11 protein-coding genes are annotated in these 12,573 nt (G+C 61.8%); 3 read left to right on the top strand and 8 right to left on the bottom strand.

Translation table 11 applies throughout. The annotated features are described in order from the left end of the window. Positions 1-43 precede the first annotated feature (43 nt). From mutS to P7F28_RS28970, 4 genes are all read right to left on the bottom strand, one after another. Positions 44-2,746, bottom strand: coding sequence for a DNA mismatch repair protein MutS (gene mutS, locus P7F28_RS28985; protein WP_370467427.1), 2,703 nt, complete (start codon positions 2,744-2,746; stop codon positions 44-46). A gap of 207 nt (positions 2,747-2,953) precedes the next feature. Next, complete coding sequence (locus P7F28_RS28980; RefSeq protein ID WP_277188294.1) at positions 2,954-3,322, bottom strand: YqjD family protein; 369 nt, start codon at positions 3,320-3,322, stop codon at positions 2,954-2,956. Positions 3,323-3,512: 190 nt separating this feature from the next. Beyond that, a complete protein-coding gene (gene lplT, locus P7F28_RS28975) occupies positions 3,513-4,811 on the bottom strand; it encodes a lysophospholipid transporter LplT (protein WP_277188292.1) in 1,299 nt (432 codons plus the stop codon). Between the two features lie 134 nt (positions 4,812-4,945). Continuing rightward, complete coding sequence (locus P7F28_RS28970) at positions 4,946-5,749, bottom strand: inositol monophosphatase family protein (RefSeq protein ID WP_277188291.1); 804 nt, start codon at positions 5,747-5,749, stop codon at positions 4,946-4,948. Between the two features lie 228 nt (positions 5,750-5,977). Here P7F28_RS28970 and P7F28_RS28965 point away from each other — a divergent pair, with 228 nt between their 5' ends. Then, positions 5,978-6,748 (top strand): RNA methyltransferase, encoded by a 771-nt coding sequence (locus P7F28_RS28965; protein ID WP_306806051.1) that lies wholly within the window; start codon positions 5,978-5,980, stop codon positions 6,746-6,748. A gap of 156 nt (positions 6,749-6,904) precedes the next feature. After that, positions 6,905-7,699 (top strand): serine O-acetyltransferase, encoded by a 795-nt coding sequence (gene cysE / locus P7F28_RS28960; RefSeq protein WP_277188289.1) that lies wholly within the window; start codon positions 6,905-6,907, stop codon positions 7,697-7,699. Here the strand turns inward: cysE and P7F28_RS28955 are convergent. From P7F28_RS28955 to P7F28_RS28940, 4 genes are all read right to left on the bottom strand, one after another. After that, positions 7,696-8,490: a UDP-2,3-diacylglucosamine diphosphatase gene (locus P7F28_RS28955; RefSeq protein WP_277188288.1), complete on the bottom strand. Its 795-nt coding sequence runs from the start codon at positions 8,488-8,490 to the stop codon at positions 7,696-7,698. The two genes, cysE and P7F28_RS28955, sit on opposite strands and share 4 nt — an antisense overlap. 10 nt (positions 8,491-8,500) lie before the next feature. Further along, complete coding sequence (locus tag P7F28_RS28950) at positions 8,501-8,992, bottom strand: peptidylprolyl isomerase (protein WP_277188287.1); 492 nt, start codon at positions 8,990-8,992, stop codon at positions 8,501-8,503. A gap of 61 nt (positions 8,993-9,053) precedes the next feature. Beyond that, positions 9,054-9,641 (bottom strand): peptidylprolyl isomerase, encoded by a 588-nt coding sequence (locus tag P7F28_RS28945; RefSeq protein WP_277188286.1) that lies wholly within the window; start codon positions 9,639-9,641, stop codon positions 9,054-9,056. A 146-nt stretch (positions 9,642-9,787) separates the two neighbouring features. Further along, complete coding sequence (locus P7F28_RS28940) at positions 9,788-10,474, bottom strand: tetratricopeptide repeat protein (RefSeq protein WP_370467429.1); 687 nt, start codon at positions 10,472-10,474, stop codon at positions 9,788-9,790. 513 nt (positions 10,475-10,987) lie between these two features. Here P7F28_RS28940 and cysS point away from each other — a divergent pair. Continuing rightward, positions 10,988-12,385 (top strand): cysteine--tRNA ligase, encoded by a 1,398-nt coding sequence (gene cysS / locus P7F28_RS28935; RefSeq protein WP_277188285.1) that lies wholly within the window; start codon positions 10,988-10,990, stop codon positions 12,383-12,385. Positions 12,386-12,573: the final 188 nt, after the last annotated feature.

Genomic DNA, 12,573 nt, shown 5'->3' with positions numbered 1-12,573 from the left:
CGCGGCGATGCATTGCACCGCCGCGCCACAAACCGCCTGACGCTCAACGCGACGCATCCGGCGCGGAGTTCGCCAGTTCATGCAGCTCGTACAGCAAGTCGAGCGCATCGCGTGGACGCAGATCGTTCGGATCGAGCGCGCGCAATTTTTCCAGCGCGGGATTTGTTTCGACGACGGCCTGCTGCGGCTCCGGCTCATCTTCGTACGGCTTGTACGGCTCGCTGGCAAAGAGGTCGAACTGTGCAGCGTGATGGCCAATCGATTGCTGTTCGAGATGCGCGAGATGCTTGCGCGCCGCACGGATGACCGCTGCCGGCACGCCCGCGAGTTGCGCTACTTGAAGACCATAACTCTGATTCGCCGGGCCTTCGTTCACGGCGTGCAGGAACACGATGCCATGATCGTGCTCGACCGCCGACAAATGCACGTTCGCCGCCTGCGGAAACTCCGCCGGCAATTGCGTGAGTTCGAAGTAATGCGTGGCGAAAAGCGTATAGCACGCGTTGTGCGACAGCAGATGCCGTGCGATGGCCCAGGCCAACGCGAGACCATCGAAGGTCGATGTACCGCGCCCGATTTCATCCATCAGCACGAGGCTCGATGCGCTTGCATCGTTGAGAATGGCGGCGGCTTCGGTCATTTCCACCATGAAGGTGGAGCGCCCGCCCGCAAGGTCATCCGCCGCGCCGATACGCGTGAAAATGCGATCCAGCGCGCCGAAACGTGCGCGTTTCGCGGGCACGTAGCTGCCGACGTGCGCCATCAGCGCGATCAACGCCGTCTGGCGCATGAACGTCGATTTACCGCCCATGTTCGGACCGGTGATCAGCAACAACTTGCGATCCGTACTCAGACAACAGTCGTTGGCGATGAACTGCTCGACCTGCGCTTCGACGACCGGATGTCTGCCTTGTTCGATATCGATGCCCGCATCGGCTGAAAATTCCGGCGCGACCCAATCGAGCGCGCGCGCCCGTTCGGCAAACGCGCCGAGCAAATCGAGTTCCGCAAGCGCGCTCGCCACACGCTGACAATCAGCGATGAAAGGCAGCAGACTTTGCAGCAGCGCATCGTAAAGCGCGCGTTCACGTGCCAGCGCGCGTTCCTGCGCGGATAGCGCCTTGTCTTCGAACGCCTTCAGTTCCGGCGTGATGTATCGCTCGGCATTCTTGAGCGTTTGACGGCGGCGATAGTCGTCGGGCACTTTGTCGGTCTGGCCGCGCGTGACTTCGATATAGAAGCCGTGAACCTTGTTGTACTCGACACGCAGATTCGAAATGCCCGTGCGTGCGCGTTCGCGTGCTTCGAGATCGATCAGGAATTGATCGCAGTTCTCCGAAATATCGCGCAATTCGTCGAGATCGGCGTCGTAGCCGCGCGCGATCACGCCGCCATCGCGGATCAGCGCGGCGGGTTCCGGTGCGACGGCGAGCGTGAGCAAATCGAGACATTCGTGCGGCGGTTCCAGCGCTTCGCCAATGCGCTTCAACGCGGCAACTTGAGTCGATATCGCTTCGACGCGCGTGCGCAGTTCGGGCAATGCCGCGAAGGTATCGCGCAGACTGGAGAGATCGCGCGGGCGCGCGGAGAGCAGCGCGAGACGTCCCGTAATACGTTCGATATCCGAAATTTTGCGCAACGCGCTGCGCAATGCGTCGAGTCCGCTGCCTGCGGGTGCATCGAGCAATGCGCCGATGCCTTGCTGACGCGCCTGCGCAATCGATGTATCGCGCGGCGGATGATGCAGCCAGTGGCGCAGCAAGCGGCTGCCCATGGTCGTGCAACACGTATCGAGCAGCGAGAACAGCGTCGGCGATTCGGTGCCGCGCAACGTTTCCGTCAGTTCGAGATTGCGACGCGTGGCCGGGTCCAGTCCGATATATTCCGATTCGTATTCGACCTTCAGGCTGCGGATATGCCGCAACTGCTGGCCTTGCGTCGCCGCTGCGTAGAGCAGCAACGCGCCCGCTGCGCCGCATGCGCACGTGAGCGTCTGCGCGCCGAAGCCATCGAGACTCGCGACATCGAGCTGTTCGCGCAGACGTTGCGTGCCGGAGCCGACATCGAAATGCCAGACGGGCACGCGCGTGGTCGCGCCGACGCTGGCAATGCCGAAGGTGCCGGGCACGTCGGTGATGGTATCGGCGATCAGGGTTTCGGCGGGGCGAATACGCTCCAGCGCCGCGCCGACTTGCGTGGGCGCGACTTCCGCCAGCCGCAGCGCGCCGCTTGCCAGATTGAGCCACGCGAGACCGACGCTCGTCACCACGCCGCGACGGTTATGAATGGGGCAGAGCGCCATCAGATAGACGTCGCTCTTGTCGGACAGCAGCGCGGCGTCCGTCAGCGTGCCGGGCGTGACGACGCGAACGACCTTTCGCTCGACCGGCCCTTTCGATGTCGCCGGATCGCCGATCTGTTCGCAGATCGCCACCGATTCACCGAGCTTGACCAGCTTGGCGAGATATTGCTCGCACGCGTGATGCGGCACGCCCGCCATGCGGATCGGATTGCCGCCCGATGCGCCGCGTTGCGTGAGCGTGAGATCGAGCAGACGCGCGGCCTTCTCGGCATCGTCGAAAAAAAGCTCGTAAAAATCGCCCATTCGATAGAACACCAGCGTGCCGGGATGTTCCGATTTGATGCGCAAATACTGCTGCATCATCGGCGTGTGCTGGGAGAAATCCGCAGGGAGCGCCGGTGCGGTTTCGGAGGGGGAGTCGGGAGTTGCCGTGTGAATGCCCATCTTGCGTGCGGTGTGCGGGTGAAGCGAAAGGACCAACGCGTCATGCGCCAGCCGCGAATCAGCGAAGTCAGCGGATAGAGTGTGAGTTTAACCTGTCGGGCGATGTGGAACGAGGTCGGCCGAATGGCATAGGCCGAACGACGCACAAAGAAAAAGCGCCGGCAGAGCCGGCGCTTTCTTCAAACGAATCGACGAGCGGCGATTGGCTTACGTCCGTCCCGCCAAAAAACCGACCAGCAACGCCAGCCCCGCGACCGCACCGAGCGTGTGCCACGGCTTGTCGTGCACGAAATCGTCCGCATAACCGGCGGCATCGCCGAAGCGGTCGGCCAGTGCGCTGCCTGCGCCGTTCATCTGCGAACGCGCGGATTTAAGACGCGATTGCAATTCCTTGCGCAGCTTGTCGGCATCGAAATCCTTGCCGTTCTGCAGCGAGCCTTCCAGATCGTCGAGTAGGCTGCGCAGCTGGTCGCTGGCTGTATCGACGGCATCGCTCGCACCGCGCACGGCGCGTTGGCCGATATTGGCTGCGCCATTGATTTTGCTGTCGAGCGTCGAACGTGTGAACAATCCCATTTCCTTGCTCCTTTATTGACGTGCCGAAAAAGGATGCGCGCCGCAATCGGCGACGCGCTTCGTTGTATCTGTGTCCACTGCCGGTGACGACTTCGACTCCGCTGCCGCTGTTTCTCCCTGCACTGCCTCAACGTGCGGAGCGAGTCGATGAACCCAGAATACACCGTTCAGCAAGGTTCATTCCTCGGGTTCATTCCTCGACCAGCGCAACCAAATCGACCTCTCGTTCGTTTTGCGCGTGACGGCGCACGGCCAGCGCCATCATCAAACTCACGAATAAACCGAATATGACGATGATCCATTGCACCGGCACTTTGATGGTCAACAGCAGCGCGTAAGTGCCGAGCATCGCCAGCACGGCGATATTCTGGTTGAAATTCTGCACGGCAATCGAGTGCCCGGCCGACAGCAAGGTCGCGCCGCGATGCTGAAGAATCGCGTTCATCGGCACGATGAAAAAGCCCGACAATCCGCCAAGCGCGATCATGAGCGGATAGGCCATCAGGATGTAGATCGGCACGAACACCGGCCCGAGTTGTACGCCCGAGCTGGAGGGAAACAGGTCCTTGTTGTAGAACGCCATCGCCACGGAAACGAGGCCGATCAGCACGCCAACCGGCAGCACTTTGAGCGACTGCCGCAACGCGATCCACGCAGACGCCGCCGCCGCGCCCAACGCGATCCCCACGCCCGTCACGCCCTGCAACACGGCCGCTTTCGACAGCGACAAACCGAGATTCGCATCGGCCCATTTGAGCACGAGCAATTGCAGCGTCACGGCCGCGCCCCACAGCAGCGTGGTCACCCAAAGCGCGATCTGCGCGAGCTTGTCGGACCACAGCACCTTGAACGCGTGCGAGAAATCGTGGACCAGCATATTCGGCTGCTTCAGGCGATTTTCGTAGCGCGCGCCGGTATCCGGGATAAACACGTTGATGACCGCCGCCGACGCGTAGATCAGCATTACCGTGAACATGGCGGCGTGCGCGGCGGTGCTGACAAACGGAATATGCGCCTGTTCGACCCATCGGCTCACGAACTGACTCACCAGCGCGCCACCGATCACCGTGCCGAGAATTGTCGATCCAACCGTCGCGGATTCGAGCCACGCGTTCGCCGCGATCAGCTTTTGCGGCGGCAGCAGTTCCGTGAGGATGCCGTACTTCGCGGGCGAATAACCCGCCGCGCCGAGCCCGACCACGCCGTACGCGATCATCGGATGCACGCCCGCGATCATCAGCGCGCAACCGGCCGCCTTGAGCGCGTTGGAGACGAACATCACGTGGCGCTTTTGCAGCGCATCGGCGAAAGCGCCGACGAAGGGCGCGAGCACGACATAGGCAACCGTGAAGAAAATCTGCAACAGCGGCGTGACCCACGGCGCGGAATGCACGACGGCGAGCATCGCGATGGCGGCGATCAGCAGCGCGTTATCGGCCAGCGATGAAACGAACTGCGCGGCGATGATCGTATAGAAGCCTTTCTTCATGACGAACGGGGCGAATGGGGCGAGTGGGACAAACGGGGAAATGGCGCGTGAGGAAAATGCACTGTAACGGAGGGAAGCAAACGGTGCAGCGCGCAAAGAAGAAGGGCGCGAGAACCGCGCCCTTCGAAACCAGCTTATTCGCCCGTCAGACGCGTGCGCGAATGCGGATCGAGAATCTTGACCAGTTGCGCGTAGACCTTCGGATTGGCCGCGACGATTTCATTCTGGAACAGGAAGTCCGATTCGCCCGTGTAGTCCCCGACCAGTCCGCCCGCTTCCGTGATGATCAGGCTGCCCGCTGCCACATCCCACGGATTGATGCCTTGCTCGAAGAAGCCATCGAGCCGGCCCGCCGCGACGTTCGCCAGATCCAGCGCCGCCGCGCCCGGACGACGCAGCCCCGCGCACGACAGCGTCATTTCGCTGAACAGGCGCATATAGCCGTTCAGCCCTTGACCATCGCGGAACGGGAAGCCGGTGCCGATCAGCGCATCGGACAAACGATCGAGCTTGCCGACGCGAATCCGACGCTCGTTCAGATAAGCGCCACGGCCGCGCGATGCCGTGAACAGATCGTTGCGCGTCGGATCGTAGATGACGGCCTGCGTGACCTGACCTTTGTGCGCGAGCGCGATCGACACACAGTAATACTGGAAACCGTGGATGAAATTGGTGGTGCCGTCGAGCGGATCGATGATCCACTGGAACTCCGACTCGCGGTCGGTTTCGCCGGATTCTTCGGCCAGAATGGAGTGATCGGGATACGCCGTAGTCAGCGTTTCGATGATGGCGGCTTCGGAGGCCTTATCGACTTCCGTCACGAAATCGTTGTGCTGCTTCTTGCTGACCTGAAGGTGATCCAGGTCCAGCGACGCGCGGTTGATGATCTGTCCGGCGCGACGCGCGGCCTTGACAGCGATATTGAGCATCGGATGCATGAGCGTAATCCTTTGACCGTGCGGCACATGGACGCGCGCGGATGTGGGCGACAACGACGACGTTGACGAAAGACGAATTGAATAAGAGCGGGGCGCCTGGCCGAAACTTGGAACGAAACCGACCGTTCGCCAGGTGCGAGCGCGCCATTTTACCCGAAACCGCTACGCCAACGCGTGCGAGCGGCGTTAACATAATGGGTTTCTCACCTCATCAGCACGATTCACGCCTTGGAAACCTCAGAACTCAACGCTCCCGCCGGCGGCTTCACGTCGACGCGTTTCATCCTCGTCGAGCCGAGCCATCCGGGCAATGTCGGCGCGGCGGCGCGCGCGCTCAAGACCATGGGCTTCGCGCGCCTCGTGCTGGTCGCGCCACGCGTGCCCGATGTCAAAAACGAACCCGAAGCCATCGCGATGGCCTCCGGCGCGGACGATGTGCTCGCCTCCGCCCATATCGTCGATACGCTCGCGGAAGCGCTGATCGGCGTGCGCTGGTCGGTCGCGCTGACTGCACGCATGCGCGAATACGGCCCGCCGCAGATGCCGCCGCGCGCGCTTGCCGAACGCGCGCACGAATTCGTGCGCCACGGCGATATCGCGCTGGTATTCGGCAACGAGCGCACCGGCCTCTCCAACGCCGATGTCGAGCGATGCAGCGCGCTTGCGCATATTCCCGCCAATCCTGCCTACAGTTCGCTGAATCTGGCGCAAGCCGTGCAAGTGCTCGCGTACGAATTGCGGATCGCGTTTCAGGCGCCGGTGTCGGAACTGGCGCTGGTCGAAGCGGCGGGGCAGCATGCGTCGAGTGAGGATATCGAAGGCATGTACGCGCATCTCGAAGAAGCGCTGGTCGCGCTGGAATTTCTCGATCCGGCCAATCCGAAGAAGCTGATGTCGCGCGTGCGGCGGCTGTTTGCGCGCGCGGGGCTGGAACGCGAGGAGGTGAATATCGTGCGCGGCATCGCCAAGCATATTTTGCTGCGCGGGAAAAAAGGCTGACGGCAAAAGGGCTGACTGCAAAAGGGCTGACTGGCGTCGGGGTGAATCGGGCAGATTCGGTGAAGCGGTCCTACAATCGCTTTCACGCATAAGCTTTGCACATAAGCCGATAAGGCGATTGAGCGACAAAGCGATTCCCCTACAGAGATCACCGACATGTTCGACCGACTTCGCGAAGACATCGCCGCCATCCGCGAGCGCGATCCCGCCGCCCGCAGCGCGTGGGAAGTCGTGACGTGTTATCCCGGTCTGCATGCGATCGTCCTGCATCGGTTCGCCAATGCGTGCTGGCGCGCGCAGTGGCGCTGGCTCGGGCGCTTCGTCTCGCAGATGGCGCGCTTTCTTACGGGAATCGAAATTCATCCGGGCGCGACGCTCGGACGGCGCGTGTTTATCGATCACGGCATGGGCGTGGTGATCGGCGAGACGGCTGAGATTGGCGACGATTGCACCATTTATCAGGGCGTGACGCTCGGCGGAACGTCGCTTGCGCGCGGAGCGAAGCGGCATCCGACGCTCGAGCGCGGCGTGATCGTGGGCGCGGGCGCGAAAGTGCTCGGCGGATTTACAGTCGGTGCGGAAGCGAAGATCGGATCGAACGCGGTGGTGGTGAAACCGGTGCCGGCAGGCGGCACGGCGGTCGGCAATCCGGCGCGGATCGTGATGCCCGCGGTCGTTTCCAAGCCTGCAAAGGACGAGGCGAAGCGCGAAGGCTTTTGCGCTTACGGCATCACGCCGAATGCCGACGATCCCGTGTCGCTCGCCATTCACGGTCTGATCGATCACGCATCGACGCAGACGCAGCGGGTAGATGAAATCGTGGCTGCGCTGGAACGACTCGGCGCGCGCGTCGAAGCGATGCATTCCATCGACGGCGCGGCCTTGGTCGATCTCAAACGCCTTTGCTCGTCGATGGACGGGAAAGTCACTGCCGAGCAGGAAGCGCGTTAAAGCGGCAGCGCGCGCAAACCTTCGGCATCGAGCCGCAAATACCCACCGCGCGGCGGATCGATATCCAGTTCCCAATCGGGCAACACCCAGCGCGTGCCTTCGACTTCACGATGCATCGCCGGCCGATGCGTATGGCCGTGAATCATCGTATCGGTACGGCTGCGGACGAACAGCGCGGACACGGCTTGCTTCGTCACATCGTATTTGGGCGACACGCCGGTCGAACGCGCATCGTGACTCTTCATGCGCATTTTCTGGCCGATACCCAATCGCGTCTGCAACGGCAACGCCAGAAACACCTTCTGCGCGATGCGGTTGCGCGCAAAGCGCCGGAAACGCTGATACGCGGGATCGGCGGTGCAGAGCGCGTCACCATGCGCCAGCACGATACGTTTGCCGAACGCGTTCATCACGAACGGATCGGGCAATGCCGTCGCCCCGACTTCCGTCATAAAGCGGCTGCCAAGCAGGAAATCGCGATTACCCTGCATCACGAATAATTTGATGCCGCGGTCCGGCAGCGTGCGCAATAGCTTCGTCATACGCCGCGCGAATTCCGCGCGTTCGCCGGACACGGAAGCCTCGAGCACGTCATCGCCAATCCAGAACTCGAACAGATCGCCGAGGATATACACCGCGTCCGCCTCGCCAGCGGTCACGCGGATGAAATGCTCGAACGCTGCGACCGTCTTCGGAATCGCATCGCTCAAATGCAGGTCGGCCAAGAAAAACAGCGGGCGCGCGCCCGCTGTTTTATTCGACTCGCGACCGAAAGCCTTCGTATCGATCATGCGATCAGACTTAGACCACCACGGCCTTTTCGATCACGACGTCGTCCGCCGGCACGTCCTGATGGAAGCCCTTCGAGCCGGTGCGGACCTTCTTGATCTTCTCGACCACGTCCATGCCTTCGACAACCTTGCCGAACACCGTGTAGCCCCAGCCCTGCGGCGTCGGCGACGAGTGGTTCAGGAAGTCGTTGTCCTTCACGTTGATGAAGAACTGGGCGGTAGCCGAATGCGGGTCGTTGGTGCGCGCCATCGCGACCGTGCCGTTGTCGTTCTTGAGGCCGTTGTTGGCTTCGTTGTCGATCGGCGCATCGGTCGGCTTCTGCTTCATGCCCGGCTCGAAACCGCCGCCCTGGATCATGAAACCGTCGATCACACGATGGAACACCGTGTTGTCATAGTGGCCCTTCTTCACGTAGTTGAGGAAGTTCTCGACGGTCTTCGGCGCTTTTTCCGCGTCCAGTTCGAGCTTGATGATGCCGTGGTTCGTATGCAGTTCGACCATGATGTTTTCTCCGATATGTCTGGTTTGTCTGGTTAAGCGCGCGCGTTGAGTTGCGCCTGGTTTACTGCTGCACCACGCTCGCCGATTCGATCACCGGCGGCTTTTGCGGCACGTCCTGCATCGGGCCGCGCGTGGTGGTGGGGCTGCCTTCGATCTTCTTCACGACGTCCATGCCCGCCACGACCTTGCCGAACACCGCATAGCCGTTGCCGTCCGGATTCGGATAGTCGAGACCGGCGTTATCGACCGTGTTGATGAAGAACTGCGCGGTGGCCGAATTCGGGTCGCTGGTGCGCGCCATCGCGAGCGTGCCGGAGGCGTTCTTCAGGCCGTTCTTGCTTTCGAGCGGGATCGGCGCGCGCGTGGGCTTCTCGGCAAAGCTGGTGCTATAGCCGCCGCCCTGAATCATGAAGCCGGGAATCACGCGATGAAAGATGGTGCCCGAGTATTGTCCGGACTTCACGTAGGCGAGAAAGTTCTCGACCGTCTTCGGCGCCTTCTCCGGATACAGCTCGACTTTGATGTCACCCTGCGAGGTGTGGAACAGCACGAGCGGATGCGCGGCGGCCGCGGCAGCCTGAGGTTGCGCAAAGGCGGGCGCGGTCGCGATCAGGGCGGCGCCGGACAGCGCCAACATCAGCAATTTCATGAAGGATCGATCCTCGGGTGTTGAAGAATGCAAAGAGTCGTTCACACACAGACACGCGCGGCGATGAAGCTGCCTTCGCTGCCGACGCGAAGGCTATAGCTTAACCGCTTGTGTGGAAGCGTTCGTGTCAGCGCGCGGCGACGATGTTACGGCTGAACCTTGGGCGCGGTGTACGGCGTGGTCGTCAAGGGACTGGTCGGACCGGGATAAGGCGCGTAGGTGTCCGGATTGGCGACGCCATTGACCGGCGCCCAATCGCCGGCTGCCGATGCCGCACGCGGCGCACTTGCCGCACTCGTGCCCACCGTCTTCCGATTGACCGGCGGCGGCGAGATCACGTTCTGAATCCCGGCGATGCGCTGACGCGTGACCGGACTGGTCGATCCGAGTTGCTGCGCGCGCTTGTACGATTCGCTGGCGAGACGCAGATAAAGATCGCCTAAGTTGTCATAGGCGAGCGAGTAGCTCGGGTTCGCCTTGATCGCCGTTTCCAACGCATTGCGCGCGTCTTCATAGCGGCCTTTCTTGGCGTAAAGCGCGGCCAGATTGTTATATGGCTCGGGCAGTTCGGGATACGCCTGCGTGAGTTCGGTGAACGCGGCGATGGCATCGTCGTCGCGGTTCAGGCGCGCGAGCACGGTGGCGCGTTTGAACTTCGCCTGCACATCGTTCGGATTGGTCTTGATGCGCGCATCGAGTTGCGTGAGCGCGGCGTTCCAGTCCTTGCCGGCGATGGACGCATCGATCTGCGGCGTGCCGTCGCGCGTGGCGGTGGACACTTGCGCGAACGCCGCGTGACATGCAGCAAAGCCGACAAACGCCGTCACGATCAGCCCGCGCGAAGCAGCGGCGATGGACGGGCAGGAGAGTTGCAGAGGCAGGCGCGCACGGGCGCGAATCTTGTGAATCACTTGGAATGGAATCGATGAACGTTGCGGCGAAAGGTTCGATGCGGAGCGTGAAACGAGTTGCGCCGCGCGCTGCCCGGACCGGCTGTGAGAATCGTCCGCATGACGGCCTGCATCGCCCGGGAATCGCTTCACGATACCCGCGGCGAGCCCGCTTGGAGATTTCATAGGCTCGGGTCCGAGTGTTATACTCCGAGCCATTCTAACAAAAGGTCTGCACGTCACGCGCACCTGTCTCGCAGTCGAGATATCGAGCCGGCGTCGGATTGTCTTTACGCCATACGTGGCCGTCTCCGTAAGGGTCGCTTGACCTGAGTCGCATTGAACGTCATGTTCGCGGGTCGCGTGTGTGCTCACCGTTCCCGCCTTCACGGCGCGTCTCTTGTGGTTCGTCCTGCACCTCACACGGCTGATTCCGGTCCACGCACTGTGTCTTCTATGAATTCGCTGCGCATCTACAACACGCTCACGCGTGACAAGCAAAACTTCGTGCCCCTCCGTGACGGCGAGGTGCGCATGTATGTCTGCGGAATTACCGTGTATGACTATTGTCACGTCGGGCATGCGCGCATGTTCGTCGTGTTCGATCTCGTGCAGCGCTGGCTGCGCATGTCGGGCTACAAGGTCACCTACGTGCGCAACATCACCGATATCGACGACAAGATCATTCGTCGCGCGGTGGAGAACGGCGAGCCGATCAAGGCGCTGACCGAGCGCTTCATCGCCGCGATGCACACCGACATGGATGCGTTGGGCGTGGCGCGCGCCGACATCGAGCCGCGCGCCACCGACTTCATCCCGCAGATGCTCGGCATGATCGATGCATTGCACAGCAACGGCTACGCGTATCAGGCGAAGGACGGCGACGTGAATTACGCCGTGCGCAAGTTCGCGAACTACGGCCAGTTGTCCGGCAAGTCGATCGAAGACTTGCGTGCAGGCGAACGTGTTGCATCGAACGAAGCAAAGGAAGATCCGCTCGACTTCGTGTTGTGGAAGCAGGCGAAGGCGGGCGAGCCCGACGACTCGGGCTGGGACTCGAAGTGGGGCCGCGGGCGTCCGGGCTGGCATATCGAATGTTCGGCCATGGGCTGCACCTTGCTCGGCGAACAGTTCGATATCCACGGCGGCGGCATGGATCTCCAGTTCCCGCATCACGAGAACGAGATCGCGCAGAGCGAAGGCGCCACCGGCAAGCGCTTCGTGAACTACTGGATGCACAACGGCTTTGTGCAGATCGACAGCGAGAAGATGTCGAAGTCGCTGGGCAACTTCTTCACCATTCGCGAAGTCCTTGAAAAATTTGATGCAGAGGTAGTGCGCTTCTTTATTGCACGGGCACACTATCGGTCGCCGCTGAATTACAGCGACGTGCATATCGACGATGCAAGAAACGCACTCACGCGTCTCTACACGGCGTTGAAAGATGTCGAACCGGACCATCAGCCTCTTGACTGGAACGAGCCGAACGCGCAGCGTTTCCAGACTGCGATGAACGACGACTTCAACACGCCGGTAGCCGTGTCCGTGCTGTTCGATCTCGCAAGCGATGTCAACCGCACGCGCGATCCCGCGCTCGCCCGTCAGTTGAAGGAACTGGCCGGCGTGCTCGGATTGCTCGGACGCGACCCGCGCGCTTTCCTGCAACAAGCGGGCGGCACGGGTGCGGAAGCGGGCATGACACCGCAGGAGATCGAAGCGAAAATCGCCGAACGCGTCGCGGCTAAGCAGGCGAAGAACTATGCCGAAGCAGACCGGATTCGTGCTGCATTGCTCGAAGCCGGGATTGCGCTTGAAGACAAACCGGGTGGGTCGACCGAATGGCGCCGCGTGTGAACGCGAACCTTCGAACCCTCTGATCGACTCACCAGGCAGGAGGCACGATGGCAACGGCCAGGAAGACGCCGGTCAGACGACCCGCGTCAGGAAGCGCTGCGTCGCCCGCAACGAAGCGGGCACGCAACGCGCAACTCAAAACAACGACGCAAAAGATCGATGGTGCAACGACGACGGGACGCAAGAAC

It is taken from the genome of Caballeronia sp. BR00000012568055 (assembly GCF_029439455.1).
Classification (GTDB): domain Bacteria; phylum Pseudomonadota; class Gammaproteobacteria; order Burkholderiales; family Burkholderiaceae; genus Caballeronia.
Note: the sequence above shows the minus strand (reverse complement) of the source record. Positions and strands in the feature narration are given on the sequence as shown.